This window comes from Pseudarthrobacter sp. rb (genome assembly GCF_056389225.1).
Window position 1 is genome coordinate 43,986 of sequence record NZ_JBWJAR010000006.1, and the last position, 17,013, is coordinate 60,998.

Sequence of the window (17,013 nt, forward strand, 5' to 3'; positions counted from 1 at the left end):
TTCGAAGTTGGAGGCTTAGGCCGCCCGCCTCTTCGGGACGGTATGGGTCTTGGGCACGGCCTCAGCCTCAGTGGCCGGGGGTGTTTCGCCACCGGCGCGGCCCGGAGGCGTAGATTCCTGCAGCCGGGCGCGGGCATCGAGGACGTCGCCGATGAACCAGTCGTAGATCAGCACGCCAATTACGCCACCCACCACCGGGCCCACGATGGGAACCCAGAAGTACCAGCTGAAAGCGCCGTCCACTGTGCCAGGCAGCGCCGTTTGGCCCCATCCGGCCAGCCATGCGAAGAGCCGCGGTCCGAAGTCGCGGGCAGGGTTGATGGCGTAGCCGGCGTTGGCGCCGAGGGAGATGCCGATGGCGGCGACCGCGAGCCCGATCATGAACGGGCCCAGGTTCGCCTGGACGGCGGTGTTGCGCATGTCGATGATGGCCACGACGAAGATGACCAGGAACGCCGTGCCGACGATTTGGTCGATCAGCGGGCCCGTGGGGTTGCCGTTGAAGTAGGGCGCCGGGAACGTGGCGAAGATGGAGTAGCTGGCCAGCCCCTTCACGTCGGCGCGGCCGGTGCCGACGGCCTTGTTGTAGGCGTCGATGGCGTTGTAGTACAGCAGATAGACCATCGCGGCGCCGACGAAGGCGCCTGCCACCTGGGCCACGATGTACGGCCCCACCTTGCGCCAGGGGAACTTGCGGCGGACGGCGAACGCAATGGTCACGGCCGGGTTGATGTGGGCGCCACTGACGCCGCCGGCCACGTAGACGGCCAGCGCCACGGCCAGGGCCCATCCCCAGGCAATGAGCAGCCAGTCGCCCGCGGCCATGAAGATGGTGGTGGACGTGGCGGCGCGGCCGGATCCGGGCAGCGCGGCGACCGCCATGGCCACCACGCCGTCGCCGAACGAGATCAGCACAAAGGTGCCCAGGAACTCCGCGAGGAGCTCGCCCCAGGTTCCACCCAGTTGTTTGAGTCCGCTGCCATTGCGGACGGCATGTCGTAGCGGACTGATATCACTCATCGCGCGTACCTTCTTTGCGATTCTGGTTTTGTCCTTGGCTTCATCCGGACGGATTGACAATCCGGGTACTTTTATGCTACGCCGAAAGTATCCCCAGGCAACAGTCCCGGAAAAGCAATAGTTTCCAGAATGCAACGGCCCAACGGGCCCAGACCTCACCCGGGGACGTGGAGTTCGTTCGAAAGGCACGATCATGAACGACAACGGCAGCACCGAAAACACCCCCACCCCGGACGAAACGCCCGAGGAACGCGACCTGCGCGGACGGTACGTCGAAGGCAACTTCGGCAAAGCCGGCGCCCAGCGCGGCCGGCATGCCGAAGACGAAGAGGGCCAGTACATCGAAGGGGACTACGGTCCGGCGGGCAGCGAAGGCGGACTGCCCGAACCCCTGGGCGACAGGACCGTGGGCGCCGGGCGGTACGTCAAGGCCGACTACGGCCAGGCCGGTCCGGTACCCGGCAGGACCGCCGCTTCCGAAACCGGCCGGTACCCGGAAGGCGATTACGGCAAGGGCGGCACCGTGGATCCCACGCGCAAGCCGGGCGCCCCGGACGCGCACGCGGAGCCCTAGCACCTGACATGTGGACCGCGGCCTGCTTGCCTGCACAAGGCGGGCAGGCCGCTTTGGTGCTTGCCGGCGTCGTACTTTTCGCGCCTGTACGTCATCGGGGCGGCGCCGAACTGCTGGCCGGGCTCCAAAATAGGCAGTAGGCTTACTATCTTGCAGCTGGGCGCGCTGAGGTGCCTGATGACCAGAACCCTACCGGCGGCTTGAACCCGTTTAAGGAGTCCCTCATGAAAGCTCTCGTATGGCACGGTGAAGGCGACATCCGCCTGGACACCGTTGACGATCCCACCATCCTTGATCCGAACGACGCCATTGTCCGCATCACCCGCAGCGCCATCTGCGGCACGGACCTGCACTTCATCCGCGGCACCATGTCCGGCATGAAGGAAGGCACCATCCTGGGCCACGAAGCCGTAGGGGAAGTGACCGCCGTAGGCAAGGCCGTACGGCGGTTTGCCCCCGGCGACCGCGTCATCGTCTCCTCCACGATGTCCTGCGGCGTGTGCTGGCAGTGCCGGGCAGGGCACACCGCCCAGTGCGACGTCGCCAACCCCAACGGCCCGCAGGCCGGGACCTGCTTCTTCGGCGGACCCGAAACCACCGGCCCCATCAATGGCCTGCAGGCCGAGTACGCCCGGATCCCCTGGGCCTCCAACACCCTGACTCCGCTGCCGGACAACGTCAGCGACGAGCAGGCCATCCTGCTCTCGGACATCTTCCCCACGGCCTGGTTCGGCGCGCAGCTGGCCGGCGTGCAGCGCGGCGACACCGTGGCCGTATACGGTGCGGGGATCGTGGGGCAGCTGGCGATTGCGTCCGCATTCCGGCAGGGCGCCTCGCGGGTGTTCGCGATCGACGGGATCGAAACGCGGCTGGTCCAGGCACTCGACCAGAACGCGGACGTCATCGACTTCAACAGCGAAGACCCCGTGAAAGCCCTGCAGGAGGCGACGCAAGGGATCGGCGTGGACGCGGTTATCGATGCCGTGGGCATCGACGCGCAGCGGCCCTGGGCCGGTCCCGCCGCGGCCAAGGGCGAGGAGCAGGCGGAGCAGTTCGCGCAGGAAGTGGCCGAGGTTGCACCGAGCACGAACGTGCAGGGTGATAACTGGGTTCCGGGAAATGCGCCGTCGCAGGTCTCGCAGTGGAGTGTGGAAACGGTCCGGAAGTACGGGCGGATCGGGATTATCGGCGTGTACAGCCCGGCCATGACCACCTACCCAATCGGCCAGGCCATGAACAAGAACCTGACCATTTGGATGGGCAACTGCGACCACCGCTCGGTCACGCCGCCGCTGGTGGACCTCGTGGCGTCCGGCGTCTTCGACCCCACGAAGTTCATCACCCAGCATGAGCCGATCAGCGACGTGGTGGACGCCTACCTGAACTTCGACCGGCGCGAGGAAGGCTGGCTGAAGACGGTGCTGACCACGGCTTAGTCCTCCCCTGCATGACCGGCGGCCCCGCTCATTGGGGGCGGGCCGCCGTCGTGCGTTCCTGCAGTCTTCCTGTGCGCCGGCGAGGACGGACCCGGCACGTGGGGCTGCTTTGAAGGGCAGCTGGGAGGCATTGGGAGCGTTGGAGTGCATACATCCATTTGAGTTAGGTTAGCCTCACCTTCTACTGTGCTTCGGTGACGTTAGAGACAAAGCTTGCCGGAGTCCCCTTCGCGGCCAACCTGGCCAGGTTCGGGGACCGCATTGCCGTCAGCACCGGCAGCGAGTCGCTGAGTTACCGCGAACTGGCCCGGCGCGTGGAGGAAGTTGTCCGGTCCTTCGGGCACGGCCGCAGGCTCATCGCGCTGGAGGCCGACAACACCCTGCCGGCCCTGGTTGCCTACCTGGCAGCGCTGTCGTCCGGAAATCCCCTGCTGGTCCTGCCGACCAACCCCACGGCCGCGGAAGCGCTCGCGGATGCCTATGACCCGGACATCGTGGTCCGGACGGGAGACGGCCAGGCGGTGTTGGAGGTGCGCCGGGACGAAACATGCCACGAACTGCACCCCGAACTCGCGCTGCTGCTCAGCACCTCCGGGTCCACCGGCTCACCCAAACTCGTCCGCCTGGGTGCTGACGGCATCCAGGCCAACGCGGCCGCGATCGCCGAGTACCTGCAGCTTCGCCCCACTGACAGGGCTGCCACCACGCTCCCCCTCTCCTACTGCTACGGCATGAGCGTGGTGAACAGCCACCTCCTCGCGGGAGCGTCCCTGGCCCTGACCGATCTCTCGGTGGTGGACCCCTGCTTCTGGGACCTGGTCCGGGCCCGGCAGGTGACGTCCTTCGCGGCCGTCCCCTATACCTTCGACCTCCTGGACCGCGTGGGCTTTGCGGACATGGACGTGCCCAGCCTTCGCTACATCACCCAAGCGGGCGGACGGCTGGCCCCGGAGCGGGTGCGTTCCTACGCGGAGCTGGGCCGGCAGCAGGGGTGGGACCTGTACGTGATGTACGGGCAGACAGAGGCCACCGCACGCATGGCCTACCTGCCGCCGGACCGGGCATTGGAGCATCCGAACGCCATCGGCGTGCCGGTGCCGGGCGGCTCCTTCCGGCTGGAGCCCGTTCCCGGACTGGACGCCTGCGAACTCGTCTACAGCGGCCCGAACGTGATGCTGGGGTACGCCGAACGGCCGGAGGACCTCAGCCTGGGCCGCGTTGTTGACGAGCTCCACACCGGAGATCTTGCCCGGCGGGGCCCGGACGGCCTCTACGAGATTGTGGGCCGGCGGAGCCGCTTCGTGAAGATCGTGGGACTCCGGGTGGATCTGGGGCAGGTGGAGCGGCTGCTGGCGGACCTCGGGGTGACCGCCGCCGCCGCCGGGTCCGACGACGCCGTGGTGGCCGCCGTCGAAGGTGACCACGACCTGGGCCTCATTGCCAAAACCCTGGCGCAGGACCTTGGCCTGCCGCGCGCCGCCGTCGAACTTCACCCCGTGGAGGCCATCCCCCGCCTCGGCAACGGCAAACCGGACTACCCTGCCGTCGCCGCACTCGCCGGTGCAGGGGCAACGGCCGGTGAAGGCGGAGGGCACGACGGCGGCACGACGGTCCCTGGCGCGGGCTCCATGGACGTTGGGCGCATCTTCGCCGAGGTGCTTGAAGTGGGCAGCGTCTCCGGCACGGACACGTTTGTGTCCCTGGGCGGCGACTCGCTGTCCTACGTGGCAGCGTCCATCCGGCTGGAGGATGCCCTCGGGTATCTCCCCGAAGGCTGGCACCTGATGCCGGTCTGCGAACTGTCGTCCGCGCAGCACGGAGTGCGTCATGCCGTGGCGTCTCCCGGTAGCCGCACCGGACCCAGTAAAAGGCGGCGGCGGCTTTTCGCGCCCATGGAAACCGGGATCGTGTTGCGCGCGGTGGCGATCGTTGCCATCGTCTCAACGCACATCGGGTTCTTCCACTGGCAAGGCACCGCGCACGTGCTCATGGCCGTGGCCGGCTACAACTTTGCGCGCTTCCAGCTGTCCGGCAGCCGCACGGAACGGTTCCGGCGTCATCTGCGGAGCATCGCGCGGATTGTGGTCCCCAGCGTGGCCGTGATCGGGCTCGCGTTCGCCGTGACGGACAAGTACGCGTGGCACAACGTGTTCCTGCTCAATACGCTCCTGGGTCCTTCGGGGTGGAGCGACTACTCCCGCTTCTGGTTTGTGGAAATCCTGGTGCACGTCCTGATCGGGCTGGCTTTGTTGCTGGCGGTCCCGGCGGCTGACCGTGCGGTGCGGCGCTGGCCCTGGGCATTCGGCATGGCCCTGGTGGTGGTGGATCTGCCGCTGCTCTTCGATCTTGTTGACAGCCGCTACCCGGGCCAGGGGCCGGTCCTGTGGCTGTTTGGCCTTGGCTGGGCAGCCGCCGCCTCCCGCACGGTGTGGCACCGGCTGGCCGTGACGGTGCTCGCCTTCCTGACCGTTCCCGCCTCGTTCGACAACCCGTACCGGAGCGCCACCATCCTGGCGGGCTGCCTGGTCCTCCTCTGGCTGCCTGCCTTCCGGGTGCCCCGCGGGCTGCACCGGATCACGGCGCTGCTGGCCAGCGCGTCGCTGTACATTTACGTCACCCATTGGCTGGTGTACCCGCTGGTTGAGTCCGTGGACGTCCCGGAGCCGCTTGCCAAGGGGATTGCCGTGCTGGCGTCGATGGTGTGCGGGATCCTCTATTGGGCGGTGGCCACGCGGGCCATGGCTGCGGTGGAACGGCACCTGAAGGGGCGGCGTGCGTTTTCGCCCCGTATTGCCCTGGGCCGTGAAGCACCAGCAAAGTAGTGGGCATGGATGACGTCACCGGCACCATCGAACTCGCAGGGGCAGTGCTGCACCTGAAGTGGGCACCTGGAGATGTGGTCACAGAAGGTGATGCAGTGGCGCTGATGAAGCGGGCGCGGAAGCTCAGCGGCGGCCGCGCCCTCCCGATGCTGGTGGAGATCACCGGTTTGCAGTGGATTGACCAGGGCGCCCTGAAAGCGTTCGCCGGCTCCTGGCCGGTGACCCGCGCAGCCATCGTAGGAACCACCCCCGTTGACCAGACCATTGCCGACTTCTTCACCGGGCGGCACAAGCCGGTGCATCCCAACCGGTTCTTCACGTCCATGGACGAGGCAATGGCGTGGCTGGAGGAGGAGCAGCCGTAGGTCCCCGCGAGAGCCTTGTGGGCTGTGAGCGACACGCGTGACGCGCAGGTTGCCTATCGACGCGCAGGTTCGTCCGCGCGGCCCGCATTTCGGGTGCGCTGTGGACTGTGCGGATCGGGTGCGTCTACGCGTGTCCCGGGACGCTTTTCCACATAGCCCAGGACTGCCCTTCTGGTGGCAGTCCCGTCGGGGCACCGTCAGTACATGACCGAGCTTCCGCCGTTTTTGCTGTCCCGCGACCGCGTGCTGCATGGGTTGAGTGCCAACGATCTCGCCAAGGGCGTGCGGTCGGGTGCACTGGTCCGCGTTCGGCACGGCGTGTACATCGACGGACCGGCCTGGCGGGGGCTCAAGCCCTCGGAGCAGTACCGGATCCGCGTCCAGGCAGCTGCGGAGACGTTTGAAAAGCCCACGATCTTCGCCCGGCACTCCTCCGCCAGCGCATGGGGAATCCCCACTATCGGGAACCACCCGGTCCGGGCCCTGACGTTGAAGAACGACGGCGGGAGGTCACGCGCCGGGGTCAGCCGCCACTTTGCTGCCCGGGCCGGCTTGAGGGTGGTCCGGCTGGAGGGACTCCTTGTCACCGACCGCATCCGGACTGTCCTGGACCTGGCGGCGTTCAGCCCGTTCATCGAGGCGATAGTGCCGCTGGACCACGTGCTGCGGCCGAACCCCGACCGGCGGCTGCCCGCCATCACCAAAGCCGAGCTTGAGGCCGGAATCGGTGACATCTACTCGGCTGCTGCGGCACGGCGAATCCGGGCTGCGATCGCTTTTGCCGATCCTGGCTCGGGTTCAGCCGGGGAGTCCTGGAGCCGGGCGCTGATCCATGTGGCCGGATTCGACCCGCCGGTTCTTCAGCAGCGGTTCACCGATGCGGCGGGGTTGGTGGGGTACTCGGACTTCTACTGGAAGCAGTACCGAGTCGTTGGCGAATTCGACGGCGAGGAGAAGTACGTCAAGGACGCGTACCTCAAAGGCCTGACTCCGTCGCAGGCAGTTGTGGCGGAGAAGAACCGCGAGAACCGGATCCGTGCCTTGGGGATCACCGTGGTGCGGTGGGACTGGGCCGAACTCGCCTCGGGGACCCTGCAACGTAAGCTGGCGGCGGCAGGTGTGGCCCGCCGTCGTACACGTTCTGCGGTTCTCGACGCGCATAACCGCCTGTGACACGCATCTTCCTCTGCGCGCCTGAAATGTGGGCCGCGGAAAGGAACCTGCGCGTCGAAAAAGGGAAGGCGCAGCGCGGGCGGCCCGGATCAGCCCTCCCGGACGGGCACCCCGGCTGCGGGCTGCGCCCCTGCGCCCTGCCCCGTTGCCCGCTGGGTCGCCGCCCAGCTCGCCAGGACCTTCAGCGCGTCCTCGGAGGGCGTGCCGGGCTCGGCCGTGTAGATGTTGATCCGCAGGCCCGGGTCCGCGGGAAGCTCCATCGCCTCATAGGTCAGGTCCAGGTCCCCCACCACCGGATGGTGCAGCCGTTTCCGGCCCGTACGGTGGTACTTCACATCGTGCCGCGCCCAGCGGACCCGGAATTCCTCGCTGCGGGTGGACAGCTCGCCGATCAGGTCAGAGAGGTCCTTGTCATACGGGTTCCTCCCGGCCGTGGACAGCAGGACGGCCACGATGTCGTCCGCGCTGCGCTCCCAGTCCCGGAAGAACTCCCGCGCCTTGGGATTGAGGAAGGTGAACCGTGCACTGTTGGGCGGCGTGACGGGCTCGGCCATCATGTCCAGGTACAGGGCCCGGCCCAGCTCATTGGAGGCCAGGACGTCGCCGCGGTCATTTCGGACCCAGGCCGGCGCCGTCGTGATCGCGTCGATGACCCGCTGCACGCTGGGGCGCACGGTCAGGGGGCTCCGCTTCCGCCGCACCCGCGGAGCTGCGGTGGCCGCGCGGGCCAGGTCGAAAAGGTGGGCCGTCTCGGCGTCGTCCAACTGCAGCGCCCGCCCCAAGGCCTCCAGGACGCTGTCCGAGGCGCCCGAAAGGTTCCCCCGCTCCAGCCGGATGTAGTAGTCGATGCTCAGCCCGGCAAACATCGCCACCTCCTCGCGCCGGAGCCCCGCCACGCGCCGGTTGCCGCCGTACGCCGGCAGCCCGGCCTCCTCCGGGGTGAGCCGGGCGCGGCGGGAGGTCAGGAATTTCCGCACGTCGTCACTGTTGGTCATGGGTCCAACGGTACGCCCGCCCCACATTGCGAAGGAGGGACTGGCAAGCCCTCCCACAATCCCGCACGCCCACATAGCGTGAAGGCATGGAACTCAAACTCAACAACGGTGTCACCATGCCCGCCCTCGGCCTGGGCGTTTTCCAAAGTCCCCCGGAAGAGACGACGGCGGCCGTCCAGACAGCGCTCGAGGTGGGCTACCGGCACATCGACACCGCCGCCGCGTACGGCAACGAGCGGGAGGTGGGCGAAGGGATCCGCCGGGCAGGCCTGGGCCGGTCCGACGTCTTCATCGAAACGAAGGTGTGGGTCAGCGACTACGGCTACGACGAGGCACTGCACGCCTGGGAGAAGGCGGTGGGCAAGCTGGGCGTGGAACAGCTGGACCTGCTCATCCTGCACCAGCCCGCGCCGGACCGGTTTGAAAAGACCATCGCCGCGTACAAGGCCCTGGAAACCCTGCTGAAGGACGGGCGCGTACGGGCCATCGGCGTCAGCAACTTCATGCCGCACCATCTGCAGCAGCTCCTCGCGGAGACCGACGTGGTCCCCGCCGTCAACCAGGTCGAGCTGCACCCGTACTTCCAGCAGCCGGAGGTCCAGGCGGCGGACACGGAGCACGGGATCCTGACCCAGGCGTGGTCGCCGATCGGCGGGATCACGTTCTACCCCGGCTGGGGCGAGAACCGGAAAAACGTCATGCGGGACCCGGCAATTGCCGCCGTCGCGCACACCCAGGGGAAGACCCCCGCCCAGGTGATGCTGCGCTGGCACCTGCAGCAGGGCCGTTCCGCCATCCCCAAGTCCACCAACCCGGCGCGCATCGCAGAGAACTTCGATGTGTTCGACTTCGAGCTGTCCGCCGCCGACATGGCCACCATCGATGCCCTGGACACCGGCATCCGCAGCGGGCCGGACCCTGACGTGGCCCGCCCCGAGCGGTTCGCCATGGTCATCCCGGAAGCCTAAGAACGCCACGAACTAAAGAACGCCCTAGAGGAGGAACCCCTATGGAATACCGCCCGCTCGGCCGCACCGGTGTGCAGGTCAGCCCCCTGTGCCTCGGCGCGATGATGTTCGGCCCTTGGGGCAATGACGACCGTGCCGACGCCACCCGCATCATCCACCGCGCCCTGGACGCCGGCATCAACTTCATCGACACCGCTGACGTCTACTCCGGCGGGGCCTCCGAGGAGATCGTCGGTGCCGCTCTCGCGGGAAAGCGCGACGACGTCTTCCTGGCCACCAAGTTCTTCATGCCCATGGACGAAAAAGACCCCAACCAGCGCGGCGGCTCCCGGCGCTGGATCATGCGCGAGGTGGAGAACTCGCTGCGCCGGCTCAACACCGACTACATCGACCTCTACCAGGTGCACCGACCCAGCCCGGACACCGACGTAGAGGAAACCCTGGGCGCCCTCACCGATCTGGTCCGGCAGGGCAAGGTCCGCTACATCGGCTCCTCGTCCTACTCCGGCTCCCAGATCGTTGAGGCGCAGTGGGCGTCCCGCGAGCGCAACCTGGAACGGTTCGTCACCGAGCAGCCGCCCTACTCCATCCTGACCCGCAGCATCGAAGAAGACGTCCTCCCCACGGTCCAGCGCCACGGGATGGGCACGCTCACCTACAGCCCGCTGGCCGGCGGCTGGCTCTCCGGCCGGTGGCGGAAGGACTCCGCATCCCGGCCCACCTCGAGTGCCCGCCCCAGCGCCCGGTTCGACATGAGCCAGCCCGCCAACCAGCGCAAGCTGGACATCGTGGAGGAGCTCGCGCAGGTGGCCGAGTGGGCCGGCCACACGCTCATCGAGATGGCCATCGCGTTCGTCATCAACCACCCCGGCGTCACCTCCGCCATCGTGGGACCGCGCACCATGGAGCAGCTGGAGTCCTACCTCCCGGCCGCCGACACCGTCCTGGCCCCCGAGGTGCTGGACCGCATCGACCAGCTGGTGGCCCCCGGCGTCACGGTCAACCCGGACGACAACAGCTACGGCGCCCACGAACTGACAGCACACGCACGACGACGGCAGCGGGCCTAGGTGCCGCTTCCCGCCTTACTACCCACTCCCCTATGAAAGGAAAACCCATGGCAACGTGGCTCATCACAGGCTGCTCCACCGGACTTGGCCGGGCACTCGCGGAAACCGTGCTCGCGTCCGGGCACAACGCCGTCGTCACCGCCCGGAACGTCGAGGCGGTCCAGGACATCACCGCCGGCTTCCCCGACACCGCGCTTTCCCTCCCCCTCGACGTGACGGACAAGGCGCAGATCACCGCAGCCGTAAAGGCGGCCGAGGAGAAGTTCGGCAGCATCGACGTGCTGGTGAACAACGCCGGTTACGGCTACCGCGCCGCCGTGGAGGAAGCGGACGACGGCGACATCCGCCGCCTGTTCGACACCAACTTCTTCGGCGCAGTAGACATGATCAAGGCTGTGGTCCCCGGCATGCGGGCCAACAAGTCCGGGACCATCCTGAACATCTCCTCCATCGGCGCGCGGATCACCCCTGCCGGCTCCGGCTACTACGCGGCCACCAAGGCAGCATTGGAGGGCATGTCCGGGTCGCTCCGCAACGAGCTGAAGCCGCTGGGCATCAACGTCACCGCCATCGAGCCCGGCGGCTTCCGCACCGACTTCGCGGGCCGCTCGCTGACACAGTCGGCGACGGCGATCGGGGACTACGCGGACACGGCCGGCAAGCGCCGCAAGGAACACGACACCGCCCACGGCACCCAGCCGGGGGACCCGGACAAGGCAGCCAAGGCGATCCTCGCCGTCGTCGATTCCCCCAACCCGCCGGGCCTCCTGGTCCTGGGCACGGACGCCTTCGGCGCATTCGGCATGGTGGCGGACGCCCAGCGCGCCGAGCTGGACCAGTGGCAGGAGCTGAGTACCAGCACCGACATCACGGACTGAGTTCCTGGGGGGGGCGGCCGACGCGCAAATGCATTGCCGCGGCGCACATTCCACTACGCAGCCCAAATTCGCGTAGCGGTGCTGCGGATGCGCGTCGGCAATGAACAGGCGCGTCGGCAGCGTGCCTGAGCGGGACCTCGGACTCTACCCCTGGTCCCGCGGAGTAACGAGAATCGGAGCAGTCCTGAGGGAAAGGCTCCCGTGATGATGTGGGGTTATGGGCAGGGTCCGGGGTGGTGGATCTGGGCGGTTCTGCTGCTCCTGGGCATCGCGCTGCTGGTCTGGGTGGCGGTGCGGGCGTTTCGCGGCGGAATCGATGGCCGCGGGACTGCACGCGGCGGCACCGGCACACGCCGGAGCCAGGCCGGTCCACCCGGCACCATGCCCTCCACCGCGCGCCAAATCCTGGATGAACGCTTTGCGCGGGGCGAACTCACCGCCGACCAATACCGGGAACAGCTCAGGGTCCTTCGCGAGGGCCGGTAGTGCGCCCCATCAGCCGGAGGCGGGCCCTGCTCCTGGGCGGCCTGGGGGCGGCGGGTACGGTGGCCGGCGGCACCGGCCTGGTCTGGTCACTGTCCTCCCGCCCCGGCCCAACCACCGGAAGCAGCCTGGTCCAGCCGCAGGAACTGCGCAGCGACGCCGGGCAACTCCAGGTCCGGCTCGAAGCCGCACCCGCCCGCGTCCAGCTGGGCGGCCGGCAGGCCACGGCGCTTGGCTACAACGGCAGCGTTCCCGGGCCTACCCTGCGGGTCCGCGCCGGGGACGTCCTGAAAATCTCGCTCGCGAACAGCCTCTCCCAGCCCACCAACCTGCACGTGCACGGCCTCCACGTGTCCCCGGAAAACAATGGGGACAACGTGTTCGTCGCCGTCGGCCCGGGCAGCTCCTTTGACTACGAATACCAGCTGCCGGGGAAACACCCGCCCGGCGTGTACTGGTACCACCCCCACCACCACGGCATGGTGGCGGACCAGATTTTCGCCGGGCTGTTCGGGGCGATCATCGTGGAGGACCCCGATCCCATCCAGGCCAGCGCCGAGCGGGTGCTGGTGGTCTCGGACACCTCCGTGGACGCGGTGGGAAACATCGTCGCGGCCTCGGCGATGGACCGGATGACAGGCAGGGAAGGGGACCTGCTCCTGGTCAACGGCCAAAGCAACCCACAGTTCAACGCGGCTCCGGGGCAGCGGGAAAGGTGGCGGATCGTCAACGCCTGCGTGGCCCGGTACCTGCGCCTGCGGCTGGACGGGCAGAAGCTGCAACTGCTGGGCCGGGATTCAGGCCGCCTCGACAAACCGCAGGACGTGGAGGAGTTGCTGCTCACCCCCGGAAACCGGGCGGACCTCCTGGTCACCACGGCCGCGGGCGAGTCAGTACTGCGCGCGTTCCGGTACAACCGCGGAAGTACGGCCGGAATGATGGGGGCCGGCCCTGCCCCGGGGAGTGCCACTGACGGAACCGAGGGCGCGGCGCTGGCCACCTTCCGGGTCACCGGGGAAGCCGCCGCTCCCCCGCCGGCCATCCCCGTGCAGCGTGCCCCCGCCGACCTCCGGCAGTCCACGGTGGCGGCCCACCGGCAGATCATCCTGTCCACCGGCATGGGGATGGGCGGAGGCGGGATGATGCGTTTCACCATCAACGGCAGGGAATTCGACCCGGGCAGGACAGACACGACGGCGCCGGCCGGCACCGTCGAGGAATGGACCCTAATCAACACCAGCCCCATGGACCACCCGTTCCACCTGCATGTCTGGCCGATGCAGGTGCTGGGGGACAACGCCCAGGCAGGCTCCTCCCCCGACTGGCGCGACGTGGTGAACATCCCGGCGAACGGACAGGTCAAGGTCAGGATCGCTTTTGCGGACTTCCGGGGGCGCTCGGCGTACCACTGCCACATCCTGGACCACGAGGACCTGGGCATGATGGGCGCCATCGAAGTGCGGTGAGGACGCCAACCGGCCACAGCACGGCCAAGGCGCCAAAATCGAGTAGCCACTACTCATGACAGGGCGCGCGCACGGTGCGAGAGTGAATTCCTAACGTTCCACCACTCCGCAAGAGGAACCAGCATGGCAGCCAAACGACGCCGTTCAGCCGGCAAGGGCGCCGGCGCTATCGGGTGCGCCCCCTTCTTACTGGTGGGTCCTGCTCATAGCCGCAGGCGTGGTTGCGCTGACTGTGGCACTCGTCCGCTCCACCAATGCCCCGGCCCGGCCGGCCAAGGTGCCAACACCTCCCAGGCAGCAACCCGTGGCTGCCCCGCCCCGCGTGGTCCCCAGCGGCGAAGACCTTACGGCCCAACTGCGGGCCCACAAACGGATAAGCCGCGTACGGGACATGCAGGAATGGGACTACGAGTGGATCCGGCTGGCCCACCCCGGGAAGAGTGTCCGCGAAGTCAACGACATCGCAAACGCCCATTTCGCCCGCGGCCGATCCATCGGCATCAACTGGGGTGACCCGTCCGCTCCCTGAGTTGCCATCCCGATACTTGTCACCGGGCGGGCAGCCGCGCGACGGGCAAACACATTTTCGCGGCGTAAATTCCCTCCCGCAGCCCAGAATTGCGTAGCGTGGCTGAGGATGCGCATCGAAAATGAACACGCGCGTCGCCTGGGGTGACCCGTCCGCTCCCTAAGGCTCGCCTACACGTCGGCCGGCTCGCTGCTGCGCCCGTGCTGGAAGCCGGTGGCGAAGCCGATGGTCACCGGCACCGGAGTCGGGGCGGAGCAGCAGGCATCCGCGGCAGCGTCCCCGGCGTCGTCCGGAATGCTGGTGGAGCACACGCCGGTTTCCGGAAGCTCGAGCTCGACGGCGTTCGCGGCTTCGGTGTCTCCGGCCAGGGCCGCGGCGATGGAGCGGACCTGCTCGTACCCGGTGGCCATGAGGAACGTGGGCGCGCGGCCGTAGGACTTCATGCCCGCCAGATAGAAGTCCTTCTCCGGCTGCTCAAGGATCCGGGCGCCGTGGGCAGGAACGGTGCCGCAGCTGTGGAAGTCCGGGTCGATCAGCGGGCCCAGGGCCTTGGGCGCCTCGACGGCAGGGTCCAGGTCCAGCCGCAGCTCGGACAGCATGGCCAAATCCGGGCGGAACCCCGTGGCGGGAATGACCCGGTTCGCCGATACGGACCGGCCGTCCGCCCCATGCACGGTCACGCCGTCGCCGTGCACGTCGATGGAAACCGTATGGAAGTTCGCCAGGAGCTGGACGGCGCCGGTCTCGACGGCGGTGCGGAGCCTGGCGCCGAGCTGGCCGCGGGCGGGCAGCTGGTCGGCGTCCCCGCCGCCGTACGCGCGGGCGGGTGTGGCGGCGCGGATGGCCCAGAGGACTTCGGTGCCGGGGTTGGCGCGGGCCAGCCGGGCCAGGTCGAGCACCATGTTCGCGGCCGAATGTCCGGAGCCGATCACCAGGGTACGCCGGCCGGCGAAACCACCAGCGGAAACGTCCGGGAGCGGGCCGGTGACCAGACCGGCTGCACGTGCTTCAGCCTCACCCGGAACGGCCAGCCCGGACGATCCCAGCGGCGCCGGGCTGCTCCAGGTCCCGGACGTATCGATCACGGCGCGGGCCAGCACCTCGGTGACCTGGCCGCCGTCGTGCTCTATGCGCAGGAGGAACGGGGAACTGTCCCGACCCTGGCTGCGGCCCTTGTCCATGCCCTGCCGGGTGACGGCGACAACCCGGGAGCCGGTCCTGATCCGGTCCTTGAGCTCCGGCGTCGCGGCGAGGGGTTCCAGGTAGTCGGACACGATCTGGGACCCGTAGGGCAGCGCGGTGGGCCGGGGCGTTTCCCAGCCGTTGCGCTCCAGCAGCCGCACGGAGGCGGGGTCGAGGTTGTACTTCCAGGTCGAAAAGACCCGGACGTGTCCCCACTGCCGGATGGCAGACCCCACGGCGGGGCCCGCCTCGAGGACGAGCGGTTCCAGCCCGCGTTCGAGCAGGTGCGCGGCCGCGGCCAGGCCGACAGGACCAGCGCCGATCACGGCAACGGGGAGGGATTCCTGGGATGTCATGCTGTCCTCATTTCAGTGCTTGCTGGTCCCGGTGTTGCCGGGTCCGGTTGGTGCCTGCCCGCCGATGGTGGGTGCGGGCAGGCCAGCGGTTGGTGGGCAGGGGTGTCAGCAGCAGCCTTCGTCGCAGCAGCCCTGCTCGTCGTCACAGCAGCTGTCATCACAGCAACCAGTGCTCATGTGTCCCACCCCCTTCCCGTGATGGGTGCGGTTATGCCGAAGCGGGGATAAGGGAGGCGATCAGGGCTTCGACGCGGCCCTTGATCTCGTCGCGGATGGGCCGCACCGAGTCCACGCCCTTGCCTGCGGGGTCCTCCAGGACCCAGTCCTCGTAGCGCTTGCCCGGGAAGTAGGGGCACTCGTCGCCGCAGCCCATGGTGATCACCACGTCTGAATCCTTCACGGCCTCGGTGGTGAGGACCTTGGGGATCTCGGCGGACATGTCGATGCCCACCTCGGCCATCGCCGCGACGGCGGCCGGGTTGACCTTCTCTGCCGGCTGCGATCCGGCGGAACGGACCTCGATGGCCCCCTTGGAGAGGGTGGTGAGGAAGGCGGCGGCCATCTGGGACCGGCCGGCGTTGTGGACGCAGACGAACAGGACGGAGGGCTTCTGGCTCATGAGAGCACCTTTCGGTCAGCCGTGACGACGGCGGGAGTTGCGAGGGGTGGGTAGAGGAAGCGGACCAGGACGTACCCGGCGGCGCCGCCCAACAGTTGGGCGAGGATGAAGGCAGGGGCCGACGACGGCGCGATGCCGGCGAAGGTGTCGGTGACCGTCCGGGCGATGGTCACCGCGGGGTTGGCGAAGCTGGTGGAGCTGGTGAACCAGTACGCGGCCGTGATGTAGCCGCCGACGGCGAAGGCGACCCTGTCCACCCGGCCGGAGCGGACGGTGCCGAAGATGACCACCAGCAGCCCTACGGTGGCGATGACCTCGCCGAGCCAAAGGGCCGGGCCGGTTCGGACGTGCGCGGAAAACGTGACCGCGTCCAGCCCGAACATGAGGTTCGCCGCCACGGTGCCGGCCACGCCGCCCAGGACCTGCGCGGCCATTAACGCCGCGGCGGTCCCGGTATCAATCAGGCCCAGGGCCCGTTCCACCAGGGTCACCACGGGATTGAACGACGCCGACACCGGCTGGAGTGCCACGATCAGGGCCACCAGCGCGGCACCTGTGGCGAGGCTGTTCTGCAGAAGCTGCAGCCCGGCGTCGTCCGGTGAAAGCCGCGAGGCCATGACGCCCGAGCCCACCACCGCCATGACCAGGAACGCGGTGCCCACAAACTCCGCGGCAGCTTTGCGGACCAGGACGCTCACGAAGCCTGCCCGCCGATCAGTGCCGCGAGGTTCTGCAGCGCTCCGGTGCGGGCACGGTAGTAGACCCAGACGCCGCGCTTTTCCCGGTCCAGCAGGCCCACCTCGTGCAGGATCTTCAGGTGGTGGCTGATGGTGGGCTGGGACAGTTCGAAAGCGTCGTTGAGGTCGCAGACGCACGCTTCGCCGCCCTCATGCGAGGCGACCAGGGACATCAGCCGCAGCCGGACCGGATCGGCCAGCGCCTTCAGCATGGGGACGACTCCTTCCGCTTCCGGCTCGGTCAGCGGCTCCCGGGCCAGCGGCGCGCAGCACGCCACGGCTTCCACGGGGGTCAGGTTCAAGGACATAGACACACATAAATATTTACATCCATCTATGT

At 68.2% G+C, this 17,013-nt stretch carries 17 protein-coding genes; 11 read left to right on the forward strand and 6 right to left on the reverse strand.

Annotated features, from left to right (window positions below; all coding sequences use genetic code 11):
- Positions 1 to 15 precede the first annotated feature (15 nt).
- Positions 16 to 1,020, reverse strand: a complete 1,005-nt coding sequence (locus ACWRN3_RS09815) for an MIP/aquaporin family protein (protein ID WP_476740510.1) — start codon at positions 1,018 to 1,020, stop codon at positions 16 to 18.
- Positions 1,021 to 1,213: 193 nt separating this feature from the next.
- Between ACWRN3_RS09815 and ACWRN3_RS09820 the strand changes: the two genes are divergently transcribed.
- The 5 genes from ACWRN3_RS09820 to ACWRN3_RS09840 all read left to right on the forward strand — a co-directional run bounded on the left by ACWRN3_RS09820 (position 1,214) and on the right by ACWRN3_RS09840 (position 7,390).
- The gene (locus ACWRN3_RS09820) at positions 1,214 to 1,594 is read left to right on the forward strand and encodes a hypothetical protein (RefSeq protein WP_255173092.1); all 381 of its coding nucleotides are present in this window, start codon (positions 1,214 to 1,216) and stop codon (positions 1,592 to 1,594) included.
- Between the two features lie 224 nt (positions 1,595 to 1,818).
- Positions 1,819 to 3,030, forward strand: a complete 1,212-nt coding sequence (locus ACWRN3_RS09825) for an alcohol dehydrogenase catalytic domain-containing protein (RefSeq protein ID WP_476740511.1) — start codon at positions 1,819 to 1,821, stop codon at positions 3,028 to 3,030.
- Between the two features lie 194 nt (positions 3,031 to 3,224).
- Complete coding sequence (locus tag ACWRN3_RS09830; protein WP_476740512.1) at positions 3,225 to 5,852, forward strand: AMP-binding protein; 2,628 nt, start codon at positions 3,225 to 3,227, stop codon at positions 5,850 to 5,852.
- 5 nt (positions 5,853 to 5,857) lie between these two features.
- A complete protein-coding gene (locus ACWRN3_RS09835) occupies positions 5,858 to 6,217 on the forward strand; it encodes a DUF7793 family protein (protein WP_476740513.1) in 360 nt (119 codons plus the stop codon).
- A 204-nt stretch (positions 6,218 to 6,421) separates the two neighbouring features.
- Positions 6,422 to 7,390, forward strand: coding sequence for a hypothetical protein (locus ACWRN3_RS09840; RefSeq protein WP_476740514.1), 969 nt, complete (start codon positions 6,422 to 6,424; stop codon positions 7,388 to 7,390).
- Positions 7,391 to 7,479: 89 nt separating this feature from the next.
- On the opposite strand, the gene ACWRN3_RS09845 is transcribed toward ACWRN3_RS09840, so the two are convergent.
- Positions 7,480 to 8,385, reverse strand: coding sequence for a helix-turn-helix transcriptional regulator (locus ACWRN3_RS09845; RefSeq protein ID WP_476740515.1), 906 nt, complete (start codon positions 8,383 to 8,385; stop codon positions 7,480 to 7,482).
- Between the two features lie 86 nt (positions 8,386 to 8,471).
- On the opposite strand from ACWRN3_RS09845, the gene ACWRN3_RS09850 reads away from it, so the two are divergent.
- The 6 genes from ACWRN3_RS09850 (at position 8,472) to ACWRN3_RS09875 (ending at position 13,779) form a co-directional block, all read left to right on the forward strand.
- Complete coding sequence (locus ACWRN3_RS09850) at positions 8,472 to 9,353, forward strand: aldo/keto reductase (protein WP_476740516.1); 882 nt, start codon at positions 8,472 to 8,474, stop codon at positions 9,351 to 9,353.
- Positions 9,354 to 9,394: 41 nt separating this feature from the next.
- Positions 9,395 to 10,423: an aldo/keto reductase gene (locus ACWRN3_RS09855; RefSeq protein WP_476740517.1), complete on the forward strand. Its 1,029-nt coding sequence runs from the start codon at positions 9,395 to 9,397 to the stop codon at positions 10,421 to 10,423.
- Positions 10,424 to 10,470: 47 nt separating this feature from the next.
- A complete protein-coding gene (locus ACWRN3_RS09860) occupies positions 10,471 to 11,301 on the forward strand; it encodes an oxidoreductase (RefSeq protein WP_476740518.1) in 831 nt (276 codons plus the stop codon).
- Positions 11,302 to 11,505: 204 nt separating this feature from the next.
- Positions 11,506 to 11,787 carry an SHOCT domain-containing protein gene (locus tag ACWRN3_RS09865; RefSeq protein WP_476740519.1) on the forward strand — a complete coding sequence of 94 codons (282 nt, stop codon included), beginning with the start codon at positions 11,506 to 11,508 and terminating at the stop codon, positions 11,785 to 11,787.
- Positions 11,787 to 13,250, forward strand: a complete 1,464-nt coding sequence (locus ACWRN3_RS09870; RefSeq protein ID WP_476740520.1) for a multicopper oxidase family protein — start codon at positions 11,787 to 11,789, stop codon at positions 13,248 to 13,250. Before ACWRN3_RS09865 ends, ACWRN3_RS09870 begins: the two co-directional genes overlap by 1 nt.
- Before the next feature lie 217 nt (positions 13,251 to 13,467).
- A complete protein-coding gene (locus tag ACWRN3_RS09875; protein ID WP_476740521.1) occupies positions 13,468 to 13,779 on the forward strand; it encodes a hypothetical protein in 312 nt (103 codons plus the stop codon).
- A gap of 170 nt (positions 13,780 to 13,949) precedes the next feature.
- Here the strand turns inward: ACWRN3_RS09875 and ACWRN3_RS09880 are convergent, their stop codons facing one another.
- The 4 genes from ACWRN3_RS09880 to ACWRN3_RS09895 form a co-directional block, all read right to left on the reverse strand.
- Positions 13,950 to 15,317 (reverse strand): FAD-dependent oxidoreductase, encoded by a 1,368-nt coding sequence (locus tag ACWRN3_RS09880; RefSeq protein ID WP_476740522.1) that lies wholly within the window; start codon positions 15,315 to 15,317, stop codon positions 13,950 to 13,952.
- A 208-nt stretch (positions 15,318 to 15,525) separates the two neighbouring features.
- Positions 15,526 to 15,936 carry an arsenate reductase ArsC gene (locus ACWRN3_RS09885; RefSeq protein WP_476740523.1) on the reverse strand — a complete coding sequence of 137 codons (411 nt, stop codon included), beginning with the start codon at positions 15,934 to 15,936 and terminating at the stop codon, positions 15,526 to 15,528.
- Positions 15,933 to 16,634 carry an aquaporin gene (locus ACWRN3_RS09890; RefSeq protein WP_476740524.1) on the reverse strand — a complete coding sequence of 234 codons (702 nt, stop codon included), beginning with the start codon at positions 16,632 to 16,634 and terminating at the stop codon, positions 15,933 to 15,935. Before ACWRN3_RS09890 ends, ACWRN3_RS09885 begins: the two co-directional genes overlap by 4 nt.
- Complete coding sequence (locus ACWRN3_RS09895) at positions 16,631 to 16,981, reverse strand: metalloregulator ArsR/SmtB family transcription factor (protein ID WP_476740654.1); 351 nt, start codon at positions 16,979 to 16,981, stop codon at positions 16,631 to 16,633. The genes ACWRN3_RS09890 and ACWRN3_RS09895 overlap by 4 nt, the downstream gene beginning before the upstream one ends.
- Between the last annotated feature and the right edge of the window lie 32 nt (positions 16,982 to 17,013).

Bases quoted from the DNA above. Each gene is read 5' to 3' on its own strand.
- ACWRN3_RS09840 (WP_476740514.1), top strand. From the start codon at position 6,422: ATGACCGAGCTTCCGCCGTTTTTGCTGTCCCGCGACCGCGTGCTGCAT.
- ACWRN3_RS09880 (WP_476740522.1), bottom strand. From the start codon at position 15,317: ATGACATCCCAGGAATCCCTCCCCGTTGCCGTGATCGGCGCTGGTCCT.
- ACWRN3_RS09855 (WP_476740517.1), top strand. From the start codon at position 9,395: ATGGAATACCGCCCGCTCGGCCGCACCGGTGTGCAGGTCAGCCCCCTG.
- ACWRN3_RS09885 (WP_476740523.1), bottom strand. From the start codon at position 15,936: ATGAGCCAGAAGCCCTCCGTCCTGTTCGTCTGCGTCCACAACGCCGGC.
- ACWRN3_RS09825 (WP_476740511.1), top strand. From the start codon at position 1,819: ATGAAAGCTCTCGTATGGCACGGTGAAGGCGACATCCGCCTGGACACC.
- ACWRN3_RS09860 (WP_476740518.1), top strand. From the start codon at position 10,471: ATGGCAACGTGGCTCATCACAGGCTGCTCCACCGGACTTGGCCGGGCA.
- ACWRN3_RS09845 (WP_476740515.1), bottom strand. From the start codon at position 8,385: ATGACCAACAGTGACGACGTGCGGAAATTCCTGACCTCCCGCCGCGCC.
- ACWRN3_RS09850 (WP_476740516.1), top strand. From the start codon at position 8,472: ATGGAACTCAAACTCAACAACGGTGTCACCATGCCCGCCCTCGGCCTG.
- ACWRN3_RS09895 (WP_476740654.1), bottom strand. From the start codon at position 16,981: ATGTCCTTGAACCTGACCCCCGTGGAAGCCGTGGCGTGCTGCGCGCCG.
- ACWRN3_RS09815 (WP_476740510.1), bottom strand. From the start codon at position 1,020: ATGAGTGATATCAGTCCGCTACGACATGCCGTCCGCAATGGCAGCGGA.
- ACWRN3_RS09820 (WP_255173092.1), top strand. From the start codon at position 1,214: ATGAACGACAACGGCAGCACCGAAAACACCCCCACCCCGGACGAAACG.
- ACWRN3_RS09865 (WP_476740519.1), top strand. From the start codon at position 11,506: ATGATGTGGGGTTATGGGCAGGGTCCGGGGTGGTGGATCTGGGCGGTT.
- ACWRN3_RS09835 (WP_476740513.1), top strand. From the start codon at position 5,858: ATGGATGACGTCACCGGCACCATCGAACTCGCAGGGGCAGTGCTGCAC.